Source organism: Aeromonas sp. S41-2 (genome assembly GCF_027705845.1).
GTDB lineage: Bacteria > Pseudomonadota > Gammaproteobacteria > Enterobacterales > Aeromonadaceae > Aeromonas > Aeromonas hydrophila.
In genome coordinates this window covers 178,871-204,683 of the sequence record NZ_JAPDCG010000004.1, presented here as the reverse complement: position 1 = coordinate 204,683, position 25,813 = coordinate 178,871, and the positions used below count along the sequence as shown (strand labels likewise).

Genomic DNA, 25,813 nt, shown 5'->3' with positions numbered 1-25,813 from the left:
GCACCAAGAATGATAAATAAAGGGAAGGGCTGGCGTCTGGCCACCGTGGCTGCGGCGCTGATGATGGCAGGTTCTGCCTGGGCCACCGAGTATTCCGCCAGCTTCAAGAATGCCGACATCGAAGAGTTCATCAACACGGTCGGCAAGAACCTGAACAAGACCATCATCATCGAGCCTTCGGTGCGCGGCAAGATCAACGTCCGCAGCTATGACCTGCTCAACGAAGACCAGTACTACCAGTTCTTCCTGAGCGTGCTCGACGTCTATGGCTTCGCCGTGGTCCCGATGGACAACGGCGTGCTCAAGGTGGTGCGCTCCAAGGATGCCAAGACCTCCGCCATCCCGGTGGTGGACGAGAGCAACCCCGGCAGCGGCGACGAGATGGTGACCCGGGTCGTGCCGGTGCGCAACGTCTCGGTACGTGAACTGGCGCCGCTGCTGCGCCAGCTCAACGACAACGCCGGTGGCGGCAACGTGGTCCATTACGACCCCTCCAACGTGCTGCTGATCACCGGCCGCGCCGCCGTGGTCAATCGGCTGGTGGAAGTGGTACGCCGGGTCGACAAGGCGGGCGACCAGGAAGTGGACATCGTCAAGCTCAAGTACGCCTCTGCCGGCGAGATGGTGCGGCTGGTAACCAACCTCAACAAGGATGGCAACAACCAGGGCGGCAACACCTCCCTGCTGCTGGCCCCCAAGGTGGTGGCCGACGAGCGCACCAACTCGGTGGTGGTGAGCGGCGAGCCCAAGGCGCGCGCCCGCATCATCCAGATGGTGCACCAGCTCGACCGTGACCTGCAGAGCCAGGGCAACACCCGGGTCTTCTATCTGAAATACGGCAAGGCCAAGGATCTGGTGGAGGTGCTCAAGGGCGTCAGCTCCAGCATCGAGGCGGACAAGAAGGGCGGCGCGGCCACCACCACAGGCGGTGGCGGTGCCAGCATCGGCGGTGGCAAGCTGGCCATCTCCGCCGACGAGACCACCAATGCGCTGGTGATCACCGCCCAGCCGGACGTGATGGCCGAACTGGAGCAGGTAGTCGCCAAGCTCGACATTCGCCGTGCCCAGGTACTGGTGGAGGCGATCATCGTCGAGATCGCCGATGGCGACGGCCTCAACCTCGGGGTGCAGTGGGCCAACACCAATGGCGGCGGCACCCAGTTCACCGACACCGGTCTGCCCATCGGTTCGGTGGCCATCGCGGCCAAGGATTACCAGAAGAACGGCACTACCACCGGCTTGGCTTCGCTGGCCAAGGATTTCAACGGTATGGCGGCCGGCTTCTACAAGGGCAACTGGGCCGCGCTGGTGACGGCCCTGTCGACCGATACCAAGAACGATATTCTCTCCACGCCGAGTATCGTCACCATGGACAACAAGGAAGCCTCCTTCAACGTCGGTCAGGAAGTGCCGGTGCAGAGTGGCTCCCAGAGCTCCACCACCAGCGATCAGGTGTTCAACACCATCGAGCGCAAGACGGTGGGTACCAAGCTGGTGGTGACGCCGCAGATCAACGAGGGGGATTCCGTGCTGCTCAACATCGAGCAGGAGGTCTCCAGCGTGGCGCAGACCCAGGCACCCGGCACCAGCACGCTGGGCCCGACCTTCGATACCCGTACCATCAAGAACGCGGTGCTGGTGAAGAGTGGTGAGACAGTGGTGCTGGGCGGTTTGATGGACGAGAAGACCCAGGAGAAGGTCTCCAAGGTGCCGCTGCTCGGCGACATCCCGGTGCTGGGTTATCTGTTCCGCTCTACCTCCAACTCGACCTCCAAGCGCAATCTGATGGTCTTTATCCGACCGACCATTTTGCGTGATGCCGATGTCTACAGCGGTATCTCCAGCAACAAGTACTCCCAGTTCCGCTCAGAGCAGCAGGAGGCGGCGGCGCAGGAGGGCTACCTCACCTCGCCCAAGCGCCAGGTGCTGCCCGAGTACGGCCAGGGCGTGACCATGTCGCCCGAGGTGCAGAAGCAGCTCCAGCAGACACAGTCGGTCCCGCAGACGAGCGGCGGATCCCAGCCATTCGTGGGTAACAAGTAATGGCGGCATACCAGCTGGATGGCGTCGACATGCCGGCAGCCCTGCCCGAGTTGCCGTTTGCCTTCGCCCGCAACTTCGGGGTGATCCTGACCGAGCGGCAGGGGGCCCCGGTGCTGCTCTGCCGCCAGGGTGTGACGCCGCAAACCCTGCTGGAAGTGCGGCGGGTGGCGGGCTGCGCCTTCACGGTGGAGCAGATGGACGGCGAGGCCTTCGAAGAACTGCTGATGGCCCACTACCAGCGCGACTCCTCCGAGGCGCGCCAGCTGATGGAGGATCTCGGCAACGAGATGGACTTTTTCGCGCTGGCCGAAGAGCTGCCCCAGAGTGAAGACTTGCTGGATGCCGACGACGACGCCCCCATCATCCGCCTCATCAACGCCATGCTGAGCGAGGCGATAAAAGAAGAGGCGTCCGACATCCACATCGAGACCTTCGAGCGGGCACTGGTGATCCGGTTTCGCATCGACGGGGTGCTGCGGGAGATCCTGCGTCCCCATCGCAAGCTCGCCTCCTTGCTGGTGTCGCGCATCAAGGTCATGTCGCGGATGGACATCGCCGAGAAGCGGGTACCGCAGGATGGCCGCATCTCACTGCGCATCGGCGGCCGGGCGGTGGACGTGCGGGTTTCCACCATGCCGTCCAGCTACGGCGAGCGGGTGGTGCTGCGTCTGCTCGACAAGAACAACGTGCGGCTCGAGCTCAAGCAGCTTGGCATGACGCTGGCCAACCGCAACATCATCAGTGAACTCATTCGCAAGCCCCACGGCATCATTCTGGTGACGGGCCCGACTGGTTCGGGCAAATCGACCACCCTCTACGCGGCCCTCTCCGAGATCAACTCGCGGGATCGCAACATCCTGACCGTCGAAGACCCCATCGAATATGACCTCGAAGGGGTTGGCCAGACCCAGGTCAACAGCAAGGTGGACATGACCTTCGCCCGCGGCCTGCGCGCCATTCTGCGCCAGGATCCGGACGTGGTGATGGTGGGGGAAATCCGTGACCTCGAAACTGCCCAGATCGCGGTGCAGGCATCGCTGACCGGTCACCTGGTGATGTCGACCCTGCACACCAACACCGCCATCGGTGCCATCACCCGGATGCGGGACATGGGCATCGAACCCTTCCTGCTCTCCTCCTCACTGCTGGCGGTGCTGGCCCAGCGGCTGGTGCGCACCCTCTGCCCCGATTGCCGCGCGCCGCGCCCCATCACCGAGCAGGAGCGCATTGCCATGGGCATCGAGCTGGCGCCGGAGCAGCAGGTGTGGCGGCCGGTGGGCTGCGAGCAGTGCAACCACACCGGCTATCGCGGCCGGACCGGCATCCACGAGCTTGTGGTGATCGATGAAGCGGTGCGCGAGGCGATCCACAGCGCCAGCGGCGAGCTGGCCATCGAGCGGCTGATCCGGGGTCACACCCCCAGCATCCGCCGCGACGGCATCGACAAGGTACTCAAGGGGCAGACCAGCCTCGAAGAGGTGCTGCGCGTGACCCGGGAAGACTGAGATGGCAGCATTCGAATACAAGGCCCTCGACGGCAAGGGACGCAACAAGAGCGGCGTGCTGGAGGGGGATTCCGCCCGCCAGGTACGCCAGCTGTTGCGCGAGCAGGGGCTGACCCCGCTCGAGGTGAACGAGACCACCGAGAAGGCCAAGCGCGAGGCGAACCGCTTCGTGTTGTTCCGCCGTGGTGCCAGCACCGCCGAGCTTGCGATGATCACCCGCCAGCTGGCCACCCTGGTGGGGGCCGGGCTCACCATCGAAGAGGCGCTCAAGGCCGTCGCCGAGCAGTGCGAGAAGGCCCACCTGCGCAGCATGGTGGCCACGGTGCGCAGCAAGGTGGTGGAGGGCTATTCGCTGGCCGATTCGCTGGCGGCCTTCCCCCATGTGTTCGATCAGCTGTTCCGCTCCATGGTGGCGGCCGGCGAGAAGTCCGGTCACCTGGAGAAGGTGCTCAACCGCCTCGCCGACTACACCGAGCAGCGTCAGCACATGCGCACCAAGCTGCTGCAGGCGATGATCTACCCCATCGTACTGACCTGCGTCGCCATCGGCGTCATCTCCATCCTGCTCACCGCCGTGGTGCCCAAGGTGGTGGCCCAGTTCGAACACATGGGCCAGCAACTGCCGGCCACTACCCGCTTCCTCATCGGTACCAGCGAGCTGATGCAGCACTACGGTCTCTGGTTCCTGTTGTTGCTGCTGGTGGGCGGCTTTGTCTGGCGCTGGTGGCTGACCGACGACAAGCGTCGCCGTCACTGGCACCAGCTGATCCTGCGCCTGCCGGTGATCGGCCGGGTCAGCCGCGGTCTCAACACCGCCCGTTTCGCCCGCACCCTGAGTATCCTCAACGCCAGCGCCGTGCCGCTGCTGGAGGGGATGAAGATCTCCGGCGAAGTGCTCTCCAACGACTTTGCCCGCATGCGTATCGGTGAGGCCACCGAGCGGGTGCGGGAGGGGACCAGCCTGCGCAAGTCGCTGGATGAAACCAAGATTTTTCCGCCCATGATGCTGCACATGATCGCCTCCGGCGAGCAGAGCGGCGAGCTCGACAACATGCTGGAGCGGGCGGCGGACAACCAGGATCGAGAGTTTGAAACCCAGGTGAACATCGCCCTCGGGGTGTTCGAACCCATGCTGGTGGTCTCCATGGCCGGGGTGGTGCTGTTTATCGTGATGTCGATTCTGCAGCCGATCCTCGAGCTCAACAATATGGTGAATCTGTGATGCTGGCGGGCAGGTGACTTCGGTCGATCCTGCGGTCAATTCGCTCGGGCTCAACAACATGGTGAATATGTAAGGTTCGGACGTTCGAATACGCTTCGCTATTCGAACCTACCAATCCAATCAACTCCGTAGGTTCGATTAGCCGACAGGCGTCATCGAGCGATCGTGGTTTAACAGTTAATCGTTGATGGTTCATGCCATCTCATTTCGTTAGGGAGTAAGTCATGCAAAAGCGTCGTCAATCGGGTTTTACCCTGCTGGAAGTGATGGTGGTCATCGTGATCCTGGGGATCCTGGCCAGCCTGGTGGTGCCCAACCTGATGGGCAACAAGGAGAAGGCGGACCAGCAGAAAGCGGTCTCCGACATAGTGGCGCTGGAAAACGCCCTCGACATGTACAAGCTGGACAACAATCGCTACCCGACCACTGAGCAGGGGCTGGACGCGCTGGTCAACAAACCGACCGCCGCACCTGAGCCGCGCAGCTACCGGGAAGGGGGCTACATCAAGCGCCTGCCGCAGGATCCTTGGGGCAACCCGTACCAGATGCTGAGCCCGGGTCAGTTCGGCAAGATCGACATCTTCTCCATGGGGCTGGATGGCGAAGCCGGTACCGATGACGACATCGGCAACTGGAACCTGAAGGATTTCCAATAAGTGATCCCGCCGCGTCGCGCTCACCGAGTCATGCCGGGGCTGCCTGAATGAAGGTGGCCTCTTCTGCCCGTCGCCAGGCCGGTTTTACCCTGCTGGAAGTGTTGCTGGTCGCCATGTTGATGGGGCTGGTTGCCACTGCCGTCACCCTCAGCATGGGCGGCGCCAGGGGGGATAGAGAGCTCGACAAGCAGGCGCGCCGCTTCATGGCCGTGCTGCAGCAGGCGCAGGAGTATTCGGTGATGGATGGCCGGCTGGTGGGCCTGCGTGTCGAGGACAACGGCTGGCAGTTCATGCAGCGCGCGGCCAAGGATCGCAAGTGGCAGGTGATGAGCGGCGACAAGCTGCTGGATCGGGTCGAGTTGCCCGACAACATGCGGCTGGCCATCGAGCTTGAGGGCTTCAGCTGGCGGACCGAATCCGACGAGAAGTACGAGAAGGGGCGCGACGAGAAGGAGCGCACGCCGCAGGTGTTCATCTTTCCCGGTGGCGAGCTGACCCCCTTCGTGCTGACCCTGACCCAGCAGGACGACGATCTGCGCTATGTGCGCACGGTCAAGGCGGACGAGTTCGGCCGCCTGCGCCTGCTGCAGGACGAGGAGGAAGAGGAATGAACGCCCGTGGCATGACCCTGCTGGAAGTCATGGTGGCGCTGGCGGTGTTCGCCATCGCCGGGCTGGCGGTGATGAAGACCGCCAGCGAGCACCTCTCCGGCCTCAACTATCTGGAACAGAAGACCCTGGCGACCTGGGTGGTGGAGAACCAGCTGGTGCAGCAGAAGCTCGAAGCCAAGTGGCCCGGTGACAGCTGGGTGGAAGGGGACGAGCAGATGGCGGGCCAGACCTGGTACTGGCGCTATCGCGGCGTCGCTACCGCCGACAGCAACTTCAAGGCGCTGGACATGGAAGTGCGTACCGCGCCCAAGGCTGACAGCCCGGTGGCCATGATCCGGACCTATATCAGCCGATGAATCTGCATCAAGGTGTCTCCATAAGCCGGAGCCGGCATCAGGCGGGGTTTACCCTGCTGGAGATGCTGGTGGCCATCGCCATCTTCGCCGGCCTGAGCTTGGGCGCTTATCAGGTGCTGCAAGGGGTGCTCACCAGCGACGAGGTGGCCAAGCGCAAGGAGGGACGTCTCTCCGAGCTGCAACTGGCCTTCTCCGTGCTGGAGCGGGACATTACCCAGATGGTGCCGCGCAGCGGCCGCATCGACGGCGAGAACAACAAGGTGCTGCTGGCGGCCTCCCGCTTTGGCCAGCAGAGCGACGACTGGGGCATGGCCTTCATGCGCGGCGGCTGGCTCAACCCGGACGGCATGCTGCCGCGCTCAGGCCTGCAGCGGGTCGGCTGGCGGCTCAAGGATCACAAGCTGGAGCGGCTGAGCTACCTCTACCCGGATCCGGTGATCGGCACCGAGCCGCGCATCCAGCCGATGCTGGAGCGGGTGACGGCGCTGCGGCTCTACTTCTACGACAAGGGCGCCTGGAAAGAGGAGTGGACCCAGCGCAACGTGCTGCCCTACGGGCTGGCGGTGGAGCTGGATCTGGAAGATTACGGTACCATCCGCCGCCAGTTCCTGATCGGCGCTGGCGGCCAGCGAGCGGACAATGGCAATTAAGCGCGGCCGGGGCCGATCCCGCACCACACCGGGCCGCCAGGGGGGTATGGCCCTGCTGGTGGTGTTGCTCATCCTGTCGGTGATGGTGATCATCGCCAGCAACATGAGCGGCCGCCTGCAGCTGGAGCTGCGCCGTACCGCCAACCTCACCGCCGGCAAGCAGGCCTGGTGGTATGCCATGTCGGCGGAGGCGCTGGTGAGCAAGGTGCTGGCCCAGGATTTCAAGGACGACCCCAACGTGGTCAGCCTGGGGCAGAACTGGGCGCGCCAGGATGCGGTCTTCCCGGTGGATGACGGCAAGCTCACCGGCCGGGTGCGGGATCTGCAATCCTGCTTCAACCTCAACAGCCTGAGCGTGCCGTTGAAGGACGGGATCAGCGGCGACGATCTGGAGAAGCAGCCCTATCCGGTCAAGGTGTTCAAGGCGCTGCTCAAGCAGCTTGAGGTGGAAGATTACGAGGCGGTGCAGCTGACCGATGCCATCCGCGACTGGACCGACAAGGATACCGTGCTGGTGTCGAGCTACGGCGCCGAGGATGCCTATTACGAAGGGCTCACCCCCCCATATCTGACCGCCAACCAGTGGATGCTTGGCACCGACGAGCTGCGAGCGGTGCGCGGGGTGAGCGCCAAGATGTACGCTCGGCTGGCACCCTATGTGTGCGCCCTGCCCAACGACAAGCTGGTGGTGAACGTCAACACCATCCGGCCGGAGCAGTCGGCCCTGCTGGTGGCGCTCTATCTGGACAAAGTAGGGCTGGACGATGCCAAGCGGGTGTTGACCAGCCGCCCCCAGAAGGGGTGGAAGAACAAGAAGGAGATGACGGACCAGATGCCGGTACAGGTGGGCAACATCCAGGGGCTGGATGCGGCGCTGGACGTCAAGAGCAGCTATTTCGAGGCCAGGCTGATTGCCGAGGTGGGTGACACCCGCGCCCGGCTGGAGAGCGTCTTCGTGCGCGGCAAGGACAACAAGCTGGTGATGCTGCGCCGTCTGAACGGCGGCGCCGAATAACAAGGGAGGCGGGCGACGGCCGTTGGCCGGCCCGCGCCATCCCCCGATTGGACTGCAGCCCATGGCTGCGCGCCCGCCCATCCCGAAGGATGCGAGCGGGCATGGCAGGAGAGACATTAGTGAGCGAGAGTCTGGTCATCCGTCTGGGGACCAATGCGCAGCAGCCGGTCGAGTGGCTGGTGTGGTCGGGCGGGGAAGAGGAGGTGATCGCCTCCGGTACCCTGGCCTCGGCCCATGCCCTTGGCGAGCTGCAGGAGCGGGCCGGTGGCCGCCCGGCGGTGGTGCTGGTGCCCGGCAGCGATCTTATCTTCCGGCGGGTGAGCCTGCCGGGCAAATACAGCCGCCAGAGTGCGGCCGCCTTGCCCTATCTGCTGGAGGAGCAAATCGCCTCCGATGTGGATGAGCTGCACCTGGTGGTGCTGGGTCATCAGGGTCACGAGGTGGACCTGATGGCGGTCGACAAGGAGAAGATGCAGACCTGGCTCGGCTGGCTGGAGCAGGCCGGTCTCAAGAGCCGGCAGTTGCTGCCGGACGTGCTGGCGCTGCCGCAGGCGAGCGGGGGCTGGTCGGCGCTGCAGCTGGGCAAGGAGTGGCTGCTACGCCAGGGGCCCTGTCAGGGCATCGTCGCCGACGAGCCGCTGCTGGCCATGTTGCTGGCGGCGGAGCCGGCGCCGGTGACCATTCACAGCCATACCCCGCCGCCGGCCATTGCGGCGGCCAGCTGGCAGGCGGCCGATCCCGAGCTGCCCATGCTGCTGCTGGCCCGGGGCGCACTCGCCAGTCAGGCCAACCTGCTGCAGGGGCCTTACCGGCCGCAGACCGAATACTCCCGCTACTGGCAGCAGTGGCGCAAGGTGGCGGTGGTGGCCGGGGCGCTGCTGGTGGTGGCGTTCGCCCAGCGCGGCGTGCAGCTCTACCAGCTGGCGGAGCAGGACAAGGCGCTCAAGGCGGAGATCCGGCAGGTCTACACCCGGATCTTCCCGGGGGAGAGCCGCATCGTCAACGTGCGCAGCCAGATGACCCAGCACCTCCAGCAGCTGGGGCAGACGCCGCAGGACGGGGTGTTGATGGTGCTGACCGAGCTGGCGCCCACCTTTGCCGAAGTGCCCGGCCTCAAGCCCGAGGTGCTGCGTTTCGACGCGGCTCGCGGCGAGCTCAGGCTGCAGGTGACGGCCCCCGGTTTTGCCGAGATCGAGCGTTTTCGCGAGCTGGCCGGCAAGCGCTTCGACGTGCAGCAGGGGGAGGTGCGCAGCACCGAAGGCAAGGTTGAAGGGGCACTGGTGCTGAAGGGTAAATCATCATGATGGACAAACTACAAGGCTGGTGGCGCGGCATCAGCGCCCGTGAGCAGCGGCTGGTGGCGGTGGGCGGCAGCGTACTGTTGATCGGCTTCTGCTACTGGGTCATCTGGCAGCCCATCGGCAATCGCATCGACGAGCGCGAGCGGCAGGTATTGAGCCAGCAGCAGACCCTCGCCTGGCTGAAAGAGAAGGGTGAAGAGGTGCTGGCGCTGCAGGGTGGCCAGGGCCGCCAGCTCGATACTAGCGGCACCCTGGAAGGGGTGGTCAACCGTACCGCCTTCAACCAGAAGATCAAGATTGCCCGCTTGCAGCCCCAGGGTCAGGAGCTGCAGGTGTGGATCGACACGGTGGCGTTCGATGACCTGCTGATCTGGCTGGCGACCCTGGCGGATCGCCATGGCGTGCAGGTGCAGGTGATCGAGGTGGCCCGTGAGAATCTGGCGCCCGGCCTGGTCAAGGTACGCCGCTTGCAGCTGAGCCGTCCCCAATGAAACCACGCGTCCCGAGCAGGGCCCCGCGCCTGATCGGGCGTTTGCAGTCGAGTCGTTTTCTATGAAGCAAAGAGTGCTGATTGCCGTGCTGTTTCTGGCGGCCTATCTGGTTTTCCTGCTGGCCAAGCTGCCGGCGTCTCTGGTGGTGCGCTACCTGCCGCTGCCGCCCCTGGTACAGCTGGAAGGGGTGAGCGGCACCCTCTGGAGCGGCCAGGTTGCCCGCCTGCAATACGCCAGTGAGTCGCTGACCCAGCTACGCTGGGAGCTCAACGGCTGGTCGCTGCTGCGTTTTGCCCCTGAGGTGTCCCTGCGCTTTGGCGAGCGCAGCGGCCTCAACGGGCAGGGGGTGGTTGGCTGGAGCGGCGCCGCCTTTGGCCGCGACATCACCCTCAACGTGCCGGCCCCCTGGCTGCTGGTGCGGGTGCCGATGCAGCTGCCCGTGCCGGTGACGGTGGCCGGCCAGCTGCAGCTCAAGCTCGATCAGGTAGCCCAGGGCAACCCCTGGTGCGACAACCTCTACGGCAACCTCTACTGGTACGGGGCCGATGCCGATACCCCGGCCGGCAAGCTGGTGCTGGGGGATCCCGAGATCAAGCTGACCTGCATCGACTCCCGGCTGGTGGCCGAGCTCAAGCAGGGCTCGGAGGCGGTACAGGTGCAGGGCAAGCTGGAGCTGCAGGCCAATCGCCAGTACCTGTTCCAGGGCACCCTCAAACCCGGGCCCGATCTGCCGGAGCAGATGAAGCAGGGGCTGCCCTTCCTCGGCCAACCCGATGGTCAGGGGCGCTTCCCGCTACGCTATCAGGGCCGGATCTGACGGCCTTGTTGTCTGATCTGGCATGCATCGACACCACCCCGCCCCGGCGGGGTGGTGTCGTTATGGGAAGGTGCTGGCTGGCGCCGTGATGAGATGATTGAGGAAGAAGCGGAACAGCTCGGCCCGCGAGCGCAGGTGCAGCTTGGCGTAGAGGTGCTTGCGATGATTCTTCACCGTGCCGCTGCCGATGCCGAGTGCATCGGCAATGGCCTCGGTATCCAGCCCCTGCAACAGCAATCCCGCCACCTGACGCTCGCGGCGGGTGAGACTCGCGCCCCCCACGCTGGCGATGGCCTGCTCCACGGTCGCCTTGAGATCGGCGCCACCCGGCAGTGCCGGACTCTGTGCCAGCAACGCGGCTCCCTCCCGCCAGTGCTGGCGGCACAGCGAATGGACCAGCGGAAACAGCGCCTCCAGTCGGGCCAGCTCGTCACGGCTGAGGCTGCTGCGCTTGTCGAGTCGGCCCAGAAACAGCATCAGGGTGAGGCCATCGCGTACCGGCAGGATCAGCCCCACCTCCTCCTGCCAGCCGGTGGCCTGATAGAAGTGGTGGCGATACTCAGGGTCGAGCCGCCCGCGCGACACCTGCGCCAGCGTCCAGACCCCGGCCCCCAGACCCTGTTCCAGCGCCTGCATAAAGGGATCCTGACTGAAGTGGCGGGTGAGGTAGCGATCGAACAGCAGGGCCCGCTGGTGGTGCAGGTTGTCATAGAGGTAGACGGGGCGCTGCCCCACCCCGAGCAGCAAGGCACAGTCGAACGCCACCTGCTGCTGGATCAGGCGCACCAGCGCCGCCGGAAAGGCGCTGCCGTGCAGGGCATCGACCACCTCGGTCATGCTGCGGGTCGGGGCATCTGTGGCAAGTGTCTGGTTCATGGCGATGGCTTCCGGGTGGCGGGCAGGCTCCCCGCGATGGTTGTGCGATGGTCACACGATAGCCGGATGCTAGCACGAGAGTGGCAAAACTGTCCCCTAGGGGACATATTCGGCGCAGGTCAGAGCGGCGAGGATGTGGCCTTTTCCCCTTGCTGTTGGAGCACCCATGATCAACCCCCACCTGCTCGATGAGCTGACCCGACGCGGCCTGGTGGCCCAGAATTCCGACCCGGTGGCGCTGGCCTCCCACCTCGCCACCCCGCGCACCGTCTACTGCGGGTTCGATCCCACCGCCGGCAGCCTGCACATCGGCCATCTGGTGCCGCTGTTGATGCTGCGCCGCTTCCAGCTGGCGGGCCACACCCCGGTGGCGCTGGTGGGCGGTGCCACCGGTCTTATCGGCGATCCCAGCTTCAAGGCGACCGAGCGCAACCTCAACAGCGCCGAGACGGTGCAGGGCTGGGTAGCCAGCCTGTCGGCCCAGATAAAAGCGCTGCTGCCGGCCAGCGACGGGCTGGCGGCGCCGCTGCTGGTCAACAACGCCGACTGGATGGGGCAGATGTCCGCCCTCGATTTTCTGCGCGACATCGGCAAGCACTTCTCGGTCAACGCCATGCTGGCCCGCGAATCGGTGCGCCAGCGGCTGGCCCGCCCGGATCAGGGCATCTCGTTCACCGAGTTCTCCTACGCCCTACTGCAATCCCAGGACTTCGCGGTGCTCAACCAGCGCCTCGGCTGTACCCTGCAGATCGGCGGCAACGACCAGTGGGGCAACATCACCAGCGGCATGGATCTCACCCGCCGCCTCCATCAGGCGCAGGTGCACGGCATGACCCTGCCCCTCATCACCAAGGCCGATGGCACCAAGTTCGGCAAGACCGAAGGGGGCGCAATCTGGCTCGATCCGGCGCTCACCTCGCCCTACGCCTTCTACCAGTTCTGGCTCAGCACCGCGGACGAGGATGTCTACCGCTTCCTGCGCTACTACAGCTTCATGGCGCTGACCGAGATTGAGGCGCTGGAGGCGGAGGATGCGAAGCGGCAAGGGCGCAAGCTGGCGCAGCAGGTGCTGGCCGAGGAGCTGACCGAGCTGGTGCACGGCAAGAGGGCGCTGGCGGCGGTGCAGCGCATCAGTGAACTGCTGTTCAGTGGCGAGGTGGCGCGCCTTGGCGAGAGTGACCTGGCCCAGCTGGCGCAGGATGGCATGCCAAGCTGCCGAATCGAGGGGGAAACAGATCTGGTGACCCTGCTGGTGGAGAGCGGTCTGGCGAACTCCAGGCGGATCGCCCGCGAGCTGCTGGCGGCAGGCGCAATCAGCCTCAATGGCGAGATCCGCCGGGAAGAGCCACTGACGGCGGCTGACCGGCTGTTCGGCCGCTACCTGCTGCTGCGCCGGGGCAAGAAGCAGTACCGGCTGGTGACGTGGCTGGGGTGAGCGACCCGGGATCGACAAGGGCTGCCTGGGCAGCCCTTGTGTTTATCCGCTACCTGCTGGGTCAGCGGTTGCTATCCGGCGTCATCGTGGAAGGGATGGGGGAGATGGCGTCTGGTTGCCCAGATGTTCCCCTGCCTCTCGGCTTACACGGCCAGCGGCAGCAACTCGGCGTAATCACGGATCGCCGGGAAGGCGGTGATGTGCTGCTCGGGCTGGCAACTGTCCGGGTTCTGGATGGCGAGCTGATAACCGATGCCGTAGTCGGCGGCGGCGCGCAGGATCCGCTCGCTGTCATCCACGAACAGGGTGCGGGCCGGGTCGAACGCCAGCCGCTCGGCCAGTGCCTGCCAGCAGTGCTGGCTCTCCTTCGACCAGCCCAGCTCGTGGGTACTCACCATCAGATCGAGGTGGCCGGCCAGCCCCAGCTGCGCATCCTTCACCGACAGGCTGGTGGGGTGGGCATTGGTGAAGAGCACCAGCTGCTTGCCCGCGGCCCGCAGGGCGGTCAGGAAGGGGATGACGTGGGGCCGCCACTGGATCTTGGCCAGGATCTCCTGCTTGAGGGCGCGGATGTCGAGCCCCAGCGTCTCGCTCCAGTAATCCACGCAGTACCAGTTGAGGGTGCCGCTGACGGCCTGGTAGTGCGCCTCGATCTGCACTCTGGCCTCGGCCAGCGGCAGGCCGAGTCGCTCGGCATAGCGCTCGGGTACCAGCTGCTGCCAGAGGTGGTTGTCAAAATGGAGATCGATCAGGGTGCCATCCATATCGAGCAGGACAGTGTCTATCTGGTGCCAGGGCAGTGGGGTCGGCATGGGGCCTCGGTGGTCGGGTCGAAACGGGCGGGCATTATAACGGATTTTTCCCGCCGCTTTCCCACCCTTGCCCCGTGGTGTTCGAGAGGGGAGTCGTTTACTCTTGAAACACGATTTTTTAACGAGCAGCCAGCCCCGATGAGTGACCTCCACCAACGCAAACCCGTCCACCTCAGCGTCGACACCATGGCGCATGGCAAGAGCAAGCCGGAGATCCTCAAGGCCGAGATCGTGGCCGAGAGCCGGCTGTTCAAGGTGGAGTCGCTCCACCTCAAGTTTTCCAACGGCGAAGAGCGGGTCTACGAGCGGATGCGCGGCGGCAACCGGGGCGCCGTCATGGTGGTGCCGCTGTTTGATGCCCACACCCTGCTGCTGGTGCGCGAGTACGCGGCGGGTACCCACTCCTACGAGCTGGGCTTTCCCAAGGGGCTGATCGACCCGGGTGAAGATGCCTTCGAGGCGGGCAACCGGGAGCTGATGGAAGAGGCGGGCTTTGGGGCCAACAGCCTGACCCTGCTCAAGCAGGTGTCGCTGGCGCCGGGGTACTTCTCCAGCCGGATGGACATCTTGCTGGCACGGGATCTCTTCCCCGAGCAGCGGGTGGGGGACGAGCCCGAGCCCCTCGAGGTGATCCCCTGGCCGCTGAACCGGATCGACGAATTGCTGGCGCGACCCGACTTTACCGAGTCGCGCAGCATCAGTGCGCTGCTGCTGGCCCAACGCTGGCTGGCGGAGCAGGCAGAATAGCCCGCAGACGGGCAGTTTGAATACAGAGGATAACAAGATGCAGGAGTTGTTGGCCTGGGTGCCGGGGGTCAAGGAGATCGCGCGCGAAGCGGGCAGGATCCTTCACGAAATCTATCACGGCGGTCAGTTCGAGCGTCAGCTGAAGGAGGATGCGACCCCGGTCACCAGTGCCGATCTTGCTGCCGATGCCTACCTCAAACAGGCGCTGTCGGCGCTCACTCCCCATGTTCCCGTGCTGACCGAAGAGGCGGCCGACATCCCTTTCAGCCAGCGCGCCAACTGGCGTCAGTACTGGCTGGTGGATCCCCTCGACGGCACTGGCGAGTTCATCGCCGGCAGCGGCGACTTCGCCACCCTGATCGCCCTGGTACAGGACAATGTACCGGTGCTTGGCGTCATCTATGCCCCCGAGTCGAACGTGCTCTACTGGGCGGTGCGTGGTCATGGCGCCTTCAAGGAGGCGAACGGCGAGGTGCACCCCATCAGCGCCATGCACCACGAGCACGATCAGCCCGATTCGCTGGTAGTCGCTATTAGCCGTCGCCAGAAGCTGGAGAACCTGACCCGCCGCCTCAACCCGGCCATCAACTACGAGCTGATCCCGCTCGGCTCCAGCTCGCTCAAGTCCTGTCTGGTGGCGGAAGGGGCGGCCGACTGCTACGTGCGGCTCGGCCCCACCGGCGAGTGGGACACCGCCGCCGCCCAGTGCATCGTCGAGGCGGCCGGTGGTCGCATCCTCAGCCTGGCGCTGCAGCCGCTGCGCTACAACGAGACGGAGTCGCTGGAGAACCCGGACTTCATCGTGATGGGGGATCCGGATCTCGCCTGGGGCAGCATTCTGGCGCACTGAGCGGGTGAACAGGTCATCGTTGACGGCAATCAGGCGGCCCCATGGCCGCCTGATTGCTTGGTGTGATCCGCTGGTTTCATCGGGAATGAACAGAAATATCCGCTGGCAAAGCGCGGGAATGACAGTGAATCATCACAAGAGAAGGCGGAGTAATGGCACGATTTTTTCAGGTAATTCTGCAAACGATCATTTGGCCAAAATAAAAAATTGACCAAGAGTGAAAATTTGGTTTTAAATTTCACGTTTTCAACAATATTCAGTTTTACTCATTTATGTGATCCCGATTCCATTCCCAATCTCACTGGCTGAAGCCCGTAATGGTAGTGATATGTTTCAGGGTGGACTTTTGAGAATTAAATCCCGATAAACCACAATGAACTCAGATTAAAACACTGACAAAAAGTGAATTAGTAATGAGTTTATCTGTAGACGTCACCAAGGAGCTGTCCGGTTCCTGCTCCACCACCGTCAGCGCCACCCCCTGGCGTCGCCACGACACCCACTGGGTCATCAGCCTGTTTGGTACCGCCGTCGGCGCCGGCATCCTGTTTCTGCCCATCAATCTGGGTCTGGGCGGGATCTGGCCCCTCATCATCGTCTCCGTGCTGGCCGGTCCCATGACCTTCCTGGCCCACCGCGGGCTGGCGCGCTTCGTGCTTTCCTCTTCGCGCCCCCACGCCGACTTCACCGAGGTGGCTCAGGAGCACTTCGGCAAGATGGCCGGCCGCCTCATCTCGGCGCTTTACTTCCTCTCCATCTTCCCGATCCTGCTCATCTACGGGGTCGGGCTGACCAACACGGTGGAGAGCTTCATGATCAATCAGCTCGGTATGGATGCCCCGAACCGGGTGATGCTCTCCGGTCTGCTGGTGTTCGCCATGATCGCCGTGATGCTGGCCGGCGAGAAGGCGATGCTGCGCGCCTTCGCCGTCATGGTCTATCCGCTGGCGGCCATCCTGGCGGCGCTCTCCTGCTACCTGATCCCCCAGTGGCAATGGCCGCAGCTGGGCAGCCTGGAGGGTGGCAGCTTCCTCAACACCGTCTGGCTGGCGCTGCCGGTCACCGTGTTCGCCTTCAGCCACGCCGCCGCCATCTCCGGCTTTGCCAACGTGCAGCGCCGGGAGTACGGCGAGCAGGCGGAAGCCAAGAGCAGCCTGATCCTGCGCAACACCACCGTGATGCTGGTGGGCTTCGTGCTGTTCTTCGTCTTCTCCTGCGTGCTGAGCCTCTCGCCGGCCCAGCTGGCCGAGGCCAAGGCCCAGAACGTCTCGGTGCTCTCCTACCTCGCCAACATCACCGACAACCCGGTGATCGTGACCCTGGGGCCGCTCATCGCCTTCATCGCCATCAGCTCCTCCTTCCTCGGCCACTTCCTCGGTGCCCGCGAGAGCCTGAAAAGCCTGATCGCCAAGCCCACCGGCCTGTCGCTGGCCAAGGCCGACCGGCTCGGCATCGCCCTGATGTTCTTCTCCATCTGGGGCGCAGCCATCATCAACCCTGGGATCCTGGGGCTGATGGAGACCCTCTCCGGCCCGGTGATCGCCATGATCCTGTTCATCATGCCGGTGGTGGCCATCTACAAGGTGGAGGCGCTGGCCCGCTTCCGCCACCGCTGGGCCAACGGCTTCATCCTGCTGACCGGCGCGCTGGCGGTGTCGGCACTGATCTTCAGCCTGCTGAAGTAACGGCGAGCAATCAGCCGCAAAAGAGAGAGGCGACCCCAGGGTCGCCTCTCTTGTATCGGTCCGGTGGTGGCCTTAGCCGAGCTTGGCGCCGTTCTCCACCGCCTGCTCGGGGATGGCGATCACCACGGCGCCGTCCGGCCGGTAAAAGCCGGTCAGCAGAAACTCCGACTGGATCGGGCCTATCTGTTTGGGGGGGAAGTTCACCACGGCGACGATCTGGCGGCCGACCAGCTCCTGCGGTTGATAGAGGTCGGTGATCTGGGCGCTGCTCTTGCGCACCCCGAGCTCGGGGCCGAAATCCGCCCACACCTTGTAGGCCGGGCGGCGCGCCTCGGGGAAGGGCTCGACCCGCACCAGGGTGCCCACCCTGAGCTCCACCATCTCGAAATCCTGCCAGCTTATGGTCTGCATCTTGGCTCCTCGTTGCCCATACCTTGCATGAGCCTCAGCATGCCTCGAAACCACCTGCGCCGTCTTCGGCAAACGGCCGCCCGGTTACGGCAAGCGGCCGTTTTGTTGGCGCCAGAGGGAAGGGGTCAGTCCGGTTTCGGCCAGGAAGCGCTCGCCGAAGGCTCCCTGATTCTGGTAACCGCAGCGGTTGGCCACGTCGCCGACGGGCAGGGCGGTGTGGGCGAGCAGGGTTCGCGCCAGCGCCATGCGCCGCGCCCGGATGTAGTGGGAGACGCTCATCCCCACCTGCTGCTGGAAGGCGTGCTTGAACTGGCTCTGGCCGAGGCAGGCGATGGCGGCCAGCTGCTGATTGGTCAGCACAGTCGCAAGGTTGGCCTCGATATGACGCTGCACCTTGCCGATACGCGGGGCGAGGCGGGCACGGCCGCGCGAGCCTGCCTGCTGCGCCTCTGCCAGCAGACCCAGCCACACCTGCTCCATGCCGGCCACGTGGCGCCCCTCGGCCACCATGCGGTGCAGGAAGGCGAGGTAGTGGCGCTGGGCCTGGTCCAGCTCGATGAAGGGGCGCTCGCCCAGCTCGCCGGGCAGCCAGTGACTCTCCTGCACCAGAAACGAGAGCGCCGGATCGGCGGCATAGTCGTGCCGCTCACCGGGGGCGATGATGCAGGCAAAGCCGGGCGCGAGCCGCCGCCCCTGGCCCTGCACCTCGATCTCGATGGGACCGTCGAGGGGGATCACCAGCTGGGCATGGTCGTGGCTGTGGCTGCAGATGTCGCTCTGGTAGCGACGCAGGCTGAAAGGGGCGGATAGCGATGACGCGGCCTGGGGCCGCGTCATCAAAGGGGGTTTGCTGTTTGGCATCTGCTGCAGGATTACTCGGCGTCGAAATCTTCGATCTCTTTGCCCAGCGCTTCCATGATGGCACGCACCTCGGCAGGGACGCTGTCCGGATGATCCTTGCGCAGATCTTCGTCGCAGGGCAGCGGCTGACCGGTGAAGGCGTGCAGGAAGGCTTCGCAGAGCAGCTCGCTGTTGGTCGCATGACGCAGGTTGTTCACCTGGCGACGGGTGCGTTCATCGGTCAACACCTTCAGCACCTTGAGCGGGATCGAGACGGTAATCTTCTTGACCTGTTCGCTCTTCTTACCGTGTTCCGCGTAGGGGCTGACGTAGTCGCCGTTCCACTCTGTACCCATGATCCACCTGTTCTCATTTAGCCGTGAGCGCGGATTTTAACCCTTAAGGAATTTAATGGCAATCCAACAGCAAAGCCATTTAGACGTCTAGAAGTGTTGACGGCCTTTTTAAGCTGGCGTAGTGTGGTTCACCATGAGCCTGCAACGGCGGGATGGCGCGTGGCAGAAACAGCATGCCAGCGTGTGAAGAGACATCAAGGAGAGTGACATGACCCACAAGGCCACCCAGGCAGTGCGCACCGGGATTGAGACTGACCAGCAACACGGTGCCGTGGTGCCGCCCATCTACCTCTCCAGCAACTACACCTTTGCCGACTTTGGCGAACCCCGTCAATACGATTATGCCCGCTCCGGCAACCCGACCCGCACCAATCTGGCGGACGCGCTGGCGGCGCTGGAAGGGGGGGCCGGCGCCGTGGTGACCGGCACCGGCATGGGGGCCGTTCATCTGGTCACCACCGCCCTGCTCAAGGCGGGGGATCTGCTGATCGCCCCCCACGACTGCTACGGCGGCACCTGGCGCCTGTTCGAGTACCTGGCGGCCAAGGGCCACTACCGGGTGCAGTTCGTCGATCAGGGGGATGCGGCGGCACTGGCCGAGGCACTGGCCCAGCAGCCGGCGCTGGTGTGGGTGGAGACCCCCTCCAACCCGCTGCTGCGGGTGGTGGACATCGCTGCCATCGCCGAGGCGTCCCACGCGGCGGGCGCCAAGGTGGCGGTGGACAACACCTTCCTCTCGCCACTGCTGCAACAGCCGCTGGCGCTGGGGGCCGATCTGGTGGTGCACTCCACCACCAAGTACATCAACGGCCACTCCGACGTGGTGGGCGGGGTGGCGATCGCCAAGGAACCCGAGCTGGCCGACTCCCTGGTGTGGTGGGCCAACTGTCTGGGGCTCACCTCCGGGGCGTTCGACTCCTACCTCACCCTGCGCGGCCTGCGCACCCTGGCCCCCAGGTTGCGCGCCCATCAGGAGAACACCGACCGCATCCTCGCCTTCCTGCAGCAGCAACCGCTGGTCAAACGCATCTATCACCCCAGCCTGCCGAGCCATCCGGGCCACGATATTGCGCGCCGTCAACAGTCCGGCTTCGGCGCCATGCTAAGTTTTGAGCTCGATTGCAATGAGGCGGGCATTCGCGCCTTCCTGGCGGCCCTCACCCTCTTCTCGGTGGCCGAATCCCTCGGCGGGGTGGAGAGTCTGGTGGCCCATCCGGCCAGCATGACCCACAGGGCCATGACCCCGGCCGCCCAGCAGGCGGCAGGCATCAGCAACCAGCTGCTGCGGCTGTCGGTCGGTATCGAGCACGGTGAGGATCTGGTGGCCGATCTGGCCGCGGCGTTTGCACAGGCACAGCAGGTGGCGAAGTAATGGAACAGCAGCAACAAGGAGAGATCGCGGTGGCAACAGAAGCAGGCTTGAAGCGACGTCACGTCCACAAATTCGGTGGCAGCAGTCTGGCGGATCCGGTCTGTTATCGCCGGGTCGCCAGCATTCTCGAACAGCAAGCCGAGCAGCAGGGGGGCGGCCGAGAGCTGGTGGTGGTCTCCGCCGCCGGCAAGACCACCAACCGGCTGATCCAGCTGGTGGAGCTGGCCGAAGCCGGGGATGAAGCCGCCGGCGAGGCCATCTCGGCCCTGCAGGTCTATCAGCAGAGCCTGATCGACGGCCTGCTGGAAGGGGAACTCCACCTCGACCTGAGCCAGCAGCTGGCCGACGACATGCAGCTGATCGCCAAGACCCTGGAGGGACAGTTTGACCGCTTCGAGCGCAACGGCCTGCTCGCCTTTGGCGAGGTGTGGTCGGCGCGCCTGCTGGCGGCCCTACTCACCAGTCGCGGCGACAAGGCCATCTGGCTCGATGCCCGCAGCTTCCTGCGCGCCGAGGATGGTGCTCTGGTCAAGGTGGATACCGCGCTGTCCAGCGAACTGCTCAAGGCGCGGCTGGCGGAACACGCCGGGCGCATCGTGGTGACCGGCTTTATCGCCGCCGACATGGAGGGACGCTCATTGCTGCTCGGTCGCAACGGCTCCGACTACAGCGCCAGCCTGTTGGCCCTGCTGGCGGACGGCGAATCCACCACCATCTGGAGCGACGTGGCCGGGGTCTACAGCGCCGACCCGCGCCGGGTGAAAGAAGCGCGCCTGCTGGAGCGCCTGAGCCTGGCCGAAGCCAACGAGCTGGCCCGCCTCGGCTCCTCGGTATTGCACTCGCGCACCCTGCAGCCGGTGGCCGACAGCCGCCAGCGGCTCACCCTGCGCTGCAGCTACAACCCGGACGAGGGCTGCACCCACATTCTGCGCCGTGCCCCCCGCTCCGGCGGCGCCCGCATCGTCTCCTCGGTGGATCAGATCGCCCTGATCGAGCTCAAGGTGCTGCCGCAGACCCATTATGAACAGACGGTGGCCACCATCGAGGCCCATCTGGCCCGCCATCGCCTCAACCCGCTCACCCTGCAGCGCCAGCCAGATCGCCGGATCCTGCGCCTCGCCTACACCCTCGAGGTGGCGCAGGGGGCGTTCGAGCTGCTGCGCGACTTCCAGCTGCAGGGCAGCTTCACCGGTCTTATCCAGCGCGAAGGCTACAGCCTGGTGGCGCTGGTGGGGGCCGGGGTCACCGACAATGCCGAGCAGTGCCACCGCTTCTACCAGCTGCTGGCGGATCAGCCGCTGGAGTTCGTGCAGGTGGCCAAAGATGGCCTGAGCCTGGTGGCCGTGCTGCGCCAGGTGGTGCTGGAGCCACTGCTGATCGCCCTGCACAGCGCCCTGTTCAGCCGCCCGAACCGGGTCGGGCTGGTGGTGTTCGGCAAGGGCAACATCGGCGGTCACTGGCTGAACCTCTATGGCCGCGAAAAAGCGCGGCTCGAGCATGAATTGAACCTGGCGCTCACCCTCTACGGGGTGTTCAGCTCGGAAGGGGGCCTGCTGGATGAAGAGGGGCTGGATCCCCTCAAGGTGCAGGACAACTTCAATCCCAGGCCGCTGATCTGGCCCGAGCTGCTGGCCCAGCTGGAGCAGCACGGCTTCGATACCCTGATTGCGCTGGACATGACCGCCAGCGAGACGGTGAGCCGCTACTACCCGGATTTTGCCCAGCTCGGCATTCACATCATCGCCGCCAACAAGTTTGCCGGCGCCGCCGACAGCGAGTTCTACCAGCGCATCAAGCAGACCTGCCGCGACCATCAGGTGCAGTGGCGCTACAACGCCACCGTGGGCGCCGGGCTGCCGATCCAGTCCAGCATCCAGATGCTGCGCCAGAGCGGCGACCGCATTCAGGGGGTCTCCGGCATCTTCTCCGGCACCCTCTCCTGGCTGTTCCAGCAGTATGACGGCAGCCGCCCCTTCTCCGAGCTGGTGGACGAGGCATGGCAACACGGCTTGACCGAGCCGGATCCCCGCGAGGATCTCTCTGGCCAGGATGTGCGCCGCAAGCTGCTGATTCTGGCGCGGGAGGCGGGCTTCGAGCTCGACTCCGCCGACATCGAGCTGGAGAACCTGGTGCCTGTCTCCCTGCGCAAGGTGAGCACGGATCAGTTCATGGACAGGCTCAAGGAGCTGGATGACCCGATCCAGACCGCCTTCGAGGGGGCACGCCGGGTCGGCAAGGTGCTGCGCTACGTCGCTCGCTTCGAGCACGACGGCAAGGCTCGAGTGGGGCTGGAGGCGCTGGAGCCCCACCACCCGTTCGCCAACCTGCTGCCGTGCGACAATATCTTCGCCATCGAGAGCGACAGCTATCGCACCAACCCGCTGGTCATTCAGGGGCCGGGCGCTGGCCGGGAAGTGACGGCCGCCGCCATCCAGTACGACCTCTGGCAGATCTGTGCCAGCCTGTAACAGCAGACAAGCCGTTCAGTCAAAGAGGCGCCAGTGGCGCCTCTTTTTATTGTTTAGCGTCAGGTTTTTAGGTCTACGGGCTGATTTACCTATCCTGTAAGCGGCCCGTTTTTTAGCTTCTTCAACAGGTTGCTGGTAAGAGTCAGGTAATAACCGGACTTGTACATGTAGCATGAACGGGCATTGCTCCCGCACAGACTGGTCAAGAGCGGGCACGGTATTGGTTCCCCCTCTTATTCGCTGAGGCGAGTACGCTTGTCCAGGTCGCGAGACAGGATGTCGAGCGAGTGGCGCCGGGCCATGGATGGCCCGTCGGCGCGTGCCGTCGGACATGCGGGTGAGCCGAAGGTACCCGACGTAGTCGGGCGAAGAAGCGGGGGAGAAGACCTTTGGTGACTTTGGGTCTTTCCAAAGTCACTCGCCCCAGCCCGAAGGGCGGGCGAAACCCCTTCGAGACCTGCAGGCTTGCATCCACCATCCTCTAAAGCTGTAAAGCGGGCGATTGCGCCTGATAGTTAATCGGCCCTGCGATTCCATGGCAACGCCTAACGACCAAGGATTCTCCGGCAACATGGCTCCAGTGGGCCTGTAGATATGACAAAGGGCGCCGAGGCGCCCTTTGTCATTGAGGAGAGCTTGATAGCCCCGACTATCAACCGGTGTTGCGCATACCGGCGGCAATACCGGCGATGGTGACCATCAGCGCCTGATCCAGCTCGGGATGCAGAGTTTCGGCATGGTTGCGCGAGCGGCCCAGCAGCTCGACCTGCAGCACGTTGAGCGGGTCTGTGTAGGGGTTGCGCAGCTTGATGGACTCCTTGATCCAGGGCTGGTCGTCGAGCAAGTCGCCCTGCGGGCGCAGCTCCAGCACCACCTGGATGGAGTCGGCAAGCTCCTGACGCAGCTGTTTGCCAAGGCCCCACAGCTCTTTGGGCACCAGCCGGGTGTCATAGTACTCGGCCAGCCAGACGTCAGCCTTGAGGAACACCATCTCCAGCATCTCGAGGCGGGTGCGGAAAAAGGGCCACTGGCGGCTCATCTCTTCCAGCACGCCCTTCTGGCCGTCGGCGATGGCTTGCTGCAACCCCTTGTGGGCGCCGAGCCAGGCCGGCAGCATCAGCCGGTTCTGGGTCCAGGCGAAGATCCAGGGGATGGCGCGCAGGCTCTCGACCCCGCCGTTGGGCTTGCGCTTGGAGGGGCGCGAGCCGAGCGGCAGCTTGCCGAGCTCCATCTCCGGGGTGGCGGCGCGGAAGTAGGGCACGAAGTCCGGATGACCGCGCACGATACTGCGGTAGTGATCGCAGGAGACAGAGGCCAGCTGCTCCATCACGGCGCGCCAGCACTCCTTGGGCTTGGGCGGCGGCAGCAGGTTCCCCTCCAGCACGGCGCTGGTGTAGAGGTTGAGGCTCTGGATGGCCACCTTCGGCAGACCGAACTTGAAGCGGATCATCTCGCCCTGTTCGGTCACCCGCAGGCCACCGCGCAGGGATCCCGGCGGTTGCGACAGGATCGCCTGATGGGCAGGCGCGCCACCGCGGCCGACGGTACCGCCACGGCCATGGAACAGGGTCAGGCGCAGGTTGTTGGCCTCGGCCAGTGCCACCAGGGATTCCATGGCGGCGTACTGGGCCCAGCCGGCGGCCATCATGCCCGCGTCCTTGGCAGAGTCGGAGTAGCCGATCATCACGTACTGACGGCCCTGGATGTAGCCGCGATACCAGTCCACCGACAGCAGGCGCTCCATCACGGCGGTGCCCGCCATCAGGTCTTCCTGGGTCTCGAACAGCGGGGCGACCGGCATGCGGAACTTGCAGCCGGCCTCTTTCAGCAACAGCTGCACCGCCAGCACGTCGGACGGTGCGCCAGCCATGGAGATGATGTAGATGCCGAAGGCATCGGGGTCATGCTGGGCGATGACCTTGCAGGTATCCAGGGTCTCGCGGGTCTCGTCGCTCGGCTCCCAGTCGGTCGGGATGAGCGGGCGGCGGGAGTTGAGTTCATTGAGCAAGAAGGCTTGCTTATCGTCCTCGCTCCACTCGGCGTAGTCACCCATGCCGAGGTAGCGGGTCAGCTCGGAGAAGACCTGGCCGTGGCGCTCGCCATCCTGGCGGATGTCCAGCTTGACCAGATGGATGCCGAAGCAGGCCAGCTTGCGCAGCACGTCCAGCAGCATGCCGTCGGCGATGTTGCCCATGCCGCAGGCGTGCAGGGAGTGGTAGCAGAGCTCCAGCGGCTCGCGCAGCTGGGCGGTGGTCTTGACCAGATCCCGGCTCTCGCTCGCCTGACCTTGCACCTTGGCGGTGAGGAACTCCTGGGTCTCGCGCAGCTGTTCGCGCAGCTCGCGTACCAGGGCACGATAAGGCTCGGGGTGATCGCCGACCCGCTCGCGCACGGCGTCGGTGCAGTCGGACATGGAGAGCTCGGAGGTGAGCTCCTTGATGTCCTTGTAGAACAGGCTCACCGCCATCCAGCGGCCCAGCTCCAGCACCTCGGCGGTCACCTTGGCGGTGACGAAGGGGTTGCCGTCGCGGTCACCGCCCATCCAGGAGGTGAACTTGACCGGCGCGGCATCCAGCGGCAGCCGCACACCCAGGTGGTGTTGCAGCCGCTCGTCCAGATTGCGCATGAATTCGGGGATGGCCGGCCACAGGCTGTTTTCCACCACGGCGAAGCCCCACTTGGCCTCGTCCACCGGGGTCGGGCGCTGTTCGCGGATCTCGTTGGTGTGCCAGGCCTGGTTGACCAGCTGTTCGATGCGATTGAGGATCTTGTCCCGCTCGCGGGGCAGCAGATCGGAGAGTTCCAGCGCCTCGAGGCAGTCGTTGAGCTGTACGTGCTTGTGGATCAGGGTGCGACGAGTCACCTCGGTGGGGTGAGCGGTCAGCACCAGATCGATGTCCAGCTCGCGCACGGCCTGGATGATGGCTTCCTGCGACAGATTGGAGGCTTTCAGCTTGTCGAACATCTGCTCGAGCGGATCCGGGGTGCAGACCTGCTCTTCGCAGCGACGGGAGATGGTGTGGAACTGTTCGGCCACGTTGGCCAGGTTGAGAAACTGGCTGAAGGCGCGGGCCACCGGCAGCAGCTCGTCATCGCTCAGGTTGCGCAGGGTATCGAGCAGACGTTCCCGGTCTGTCTCATTGCCTTTGCGGGAGGATTTGGCCAGCTGGCGAATGGTTTCGATCTTGTCGAGGAAGGCCTGTCCCTGATGATCCTTGATGGACTTGCCCAGCAGTTGACCCAGCATGCCTACGTTGGCGCGTAGTGCGGCGTACTTTTCGTTCATTCCACATC

The 25,813-nt window shown here is 64.7% G+C and carries 23 protein-coding genes; 17 read left to right on the top strand and 6 right to left on the bottom strand.

Annotated elements, in window-relative coordinates; all coding sequences use genetic code 11:
* The first annotated feature begins 9 nt into the window (after positions 1-9).
* The 11 genes from exeD to exeN all read left to right on the top strand — a co-directional run bounded on the left by exeD (position 10) and on the right by exeN (position 10,667).
* Positions 10-2,043 carry a GspD family T2SS secretin variant ExeD gene (gene exeD / locus OKC44_RS11630; protein ID WP_270812944.1) on the top strand — a complete coding sequence of 678 codons (2,034 nt, stop codon included), beginning with the start codon at positions 10-12 and terminating at the stop codon, positions 2,041-2,043.
* Complete coding sequence (exeE, locus tag OKC44_RS11625) at positions 2,043-3,548, top strand: GspE family T2SS ATPase variant ExeE (RefSeq protein WP_270812943.1); 1,506 nt, start codon at positions 2,043-2,045, stop codon at positions 3,546-3,548. The genes exeD and exeE overlap by 1 nt, the downstream gene beginning before the upstream one ends.
* A 1-nt stretch (position 3,549) precedes the next feature.
* Positions 3,550-4,770, top strand: a complete 1,221-nt coding sequence (exeF, locus tag OKC44_RS11620; RefSeq protein ID WP_011704542.1) for a GspF family T2SS innner membrane protein variant ExeF — start codon at positions 3,550-3,552, stop codon at positions 4,768-4,770.
* Positions 4,771-4,994: 224 nt separating this feature from the next.
* Positions 4,995-5,426 carry a GspG family T2SS major pseudopilin variant ExeG gene (gene exeG / locus OKC44_RS11615; protein WP_005308483.1) on the top strand — a complete coding sequence of 144 codons (432 nt, stop codon included), beginning with the start codon at positions 4,995-4,997 and terminating at the stop codon, positions 5,424-5,426.
* Positions 5,427-5,473: 47 nt separating this feature from the next.
* A complete protein-coding gene (gene exeH, locus OKC44_RS11610; protein ID WP_270812941.1) occupies positions 5,474-6,037 on the top strand; it encodes a GspH family T2SS minor pseudopilin variant ExeH in 564 nt (187 codons plus the stop codon).
* Positions 6,034-6,393 (top strand): GspI family T2SS minor pseudopilin variant ExeI, encoded by a 360-nt coding sequence (gene exeI / locus OKC44_RS11605; protein WP_005308487.1) that lies wholly within the window; start codon positions 6,034-6,036, stop codon positions 6,391-6,393. The genes exeH and exeI overlap by 4 nt, the downstream gene beginning before the upstream one ends.
* A gap of 20 nt (positions 6,394-6,413) precedes the next feature.
* Positions 6,414-7,043 carry a GspJ family T2SS minor pseudopilin variant ExeJ gene (gene exeJ / locus OKC44_RS11600; protein WP_270813205.1) on the top strand — a complete coding sequence of 210 codons (630 nt, stop codon included), beginning with the start codon at positions 6,414-6,416 and terminating at the stop codon, positions 7,041-7,043.
* Entirely contained in the window at positions 7,033-8,058 is a 1,026-nt protein-coding gene (gene exeK, locus OKC44_RS11595) for a GspK family T2SS minor pseudopilin variant ExeK (RefSeq protein ID WP_270812940.1), read from the top strand. Before exeJ ends, exeK begins: the two co-directional genes overlap by 11 nt.
* Positions 8,059-8,177: 119 nt before the next feature.
* Positions 8,178-9,362, top strand: a complete 1,185-nt coding sequence (gene exeL / locus OKC44_RS11590) for a GspL family type II secretion system protein ExeL (RefSeq protein WP_270812937.1) — start codon at positions 8,178-8,180, stop codon at positions 9,360-9,362.
* Complete coding sequence (gene exeM / locus OKC44_RS11585) at positions 9,359-9,850, top strand: GspM family type II secretion system protein ExeM (protein ID WP_016349344.1); 492 nt, start codon at positions 9,359-9,361, stop codon at positions 9,848-9,850. The genes exeL and exeM overlap by 4 nt, the downstream gene beginning before the upstream one ends.
* A gap of 61 nt (positions 9,851-9,911) precedes the next feature.
* Entirely contained in the window at positions 9,912-10,667 is a 756-nt protein-coding gene (exeN, locus tag OKC44_RS11580; RefSeq protein WP_270812935.1) for a GspN family type II secretion system protein ExeN, read from the top strand.
* 60 nt (positions 10,668-10,727) lie between these two features.
* Here exeN and OKC44_RS11575 read toward each other — a convergent pair whose 3' ends face one another.
* Entirely contained in the window at positions 10,728-11,543 is an 816-nt protein-coding gene (locus OKC44_RS11575; RefSeq protein ID WP_270812932.1) for a helix-turn-helix transcriptional regulator, read from the bottom strand.
* A gap of 166 nt (positions 11,544-11,709) precedes the next feature.
* Here OKC44_RS11575 and tyrS point away from each other — a divergent pair, with 166 nt between their 5' ends.
* A complete protein-coding gene (gene tyrS / locus OKC44_RS11570) occupies positions 11,710-12,978 on the top strand; it encodes a tyrosine--tRNA ligase (protein ID WP_270812931.1) in 1,269 nt (422 codons plus the stop codon).
* Between the two features lie 143 nt (positions 12,979-13,121).
* Here tyrS and yrfG read toward each other — a convergent pair whose 3' ends face one another.
* A complete protein-coding gene (gene yrfG, locus OKC44_RS11565) occupies positions 13,122-13,790 on the bottom strand; it encodes a GMP/IMP nucleotidase (protein ID WP_270812930.1) in 669 nt (222 codons plus the stop codon).
* A gap of 138 nt (positions 13,791-13,928) precedes the next feature.
* Between yrfG and nudE the strand changes: the two genes are divergently transcribed.
* The 3 genes from nudE (at position 13,929) to OKC44_RS11550 (ending at position 17,072) form a co-directional block, all read left to right on the top strand.
* The gene (gene nudE / locus OKC44_RS11560; RefSeq protein ID WP_270812929.1) at positions 13,929-14,537 is read left to right on the top strand and encodes an ADP compounds hydrolase NudE; all 609 of its coding nucleotides are present in this window, start codon (positions 13,929-13,931) and stop codon (positions 14,535-14,537) included.
* A 37-nt stretch (positions 14,538-14,574) separates the two neighbouring features.
* Entirely contained in the window at positions 14,575-15,387 is an 813-nt protein-coding gene (gene cysQ, locus OKC44_RS11555; RefSeq protein WP_011704554.1) for a 3'(2'),5'-bisphosphate nucleotidase CysQ, read from the top strand.
* A 413-nt stretch (positions 15,388-15,800) separates the two neighbouring features.
* Complete coding sequence (locus OKC44_RS11550) at positions 15,801-17,072, top strand: aromatic amino acid transport family protein (protein WP_017408955.1); 1,272 nt, start codon at positions 15,801-15,803, stop codon at positions 17,070-17,072.
* Between the two features lie 72 nt (positions 17,073-17,144).
* Here the strand turns inward: OKC44_RS11550 and OKC44_RS11545 are convergent, their stop codons facing one another.
* From OKC44_RS11545 to metJ, 3 genes are all read right to left on the bottom strand, one after another.
* Positions 17,145-17,483 carry a tRNA-binding protein gene (locus OKC44_RS11545; RefSeq protein ID WP_029301901.1) on the bottom strand — a complete coding sequence of 113 codons (339 nt, stop codon included), beginning with the start codon at positions 17,481-17,483 and terminating at the stop codon, positions 17,145-17,147.
* Positions 17,484-17,567: 84 nt separating this feature from the next.
* A complete protein-coding gene (locus OKC44_RS11540; RefSeq protein ID WP_270812928.1) occupies positions 17,568-18,320 on the bottom strand; it encodes an AraC family transcriptional regulator in 753 nt (250 codons plus the stop codon).
* 35 nt (positions 18,321-18,355) lie between these two features.
* Positions 18,356-18,679 (bottom strand): met regulon transcriptional regulator MetJ, encoded by a 324-nt coding sequence (gene metJ, locus OKC44_RS11535; RefSeq protein WP_195877938.1) that lies wholly within the window; start codon positions 18,677-18,679, stop codon positions 18,356-18,358.
* 208 nt (positions 18,680-18,887) lie between these two features.
* Here metJ and metB point away from each other — a divergent pair, with 208 nt between their 5' ends.
* Together metB and OKC44_RS11525 are read left to right on the top strand one after the other, a co-directional pair.
* The gene (gene metB, locus OKC44_RS11530; RefSeq protein ID WP_270812927.1) at positions 18,888-20,051 is read left to right on the top strand and encodes a cystathionine gamma-synthase; all 1,164 of its coding nucleotides are present in this window, start codon (positions 18,888-18,890) and stop codon (positions 20,049-20,051) included.
* Positions 20,051-22,519, top strand: coding sequence for a bifunctional aspartate kinase/homoserine dehydrogenase II (locus tag OKC44_RS11525; protein ID WP_270812926.1), 2,469 nt, complete (start codon positions 20,051-20,053; stop codon positions 22,517-22,519). The genes metB and OKC44_RS11525 overlap by 1 nt, the downstream gene beginning before the upstream one ends.
* A gap of 652 nt (positions 22,520-23,171) precedes the next feature.
* On the opposite strand, the gene ppc is transcribed toward OKC44_RS11525, so the two are convergent.
* Positions 23,172-25,805, bottom strand: a complete 2,634-nt coding sequence (gene ppc, locus OKC44_RS11520; protein ID WP_005308531.1) for a phosphoenolpyruvate carboxylase — start codon at positions 25,803-25,805, stop codon at positions 23,172-23,174.
* Between the last annotated feature and the right edge of the window lie 8 nt (positions 25,806-25,813).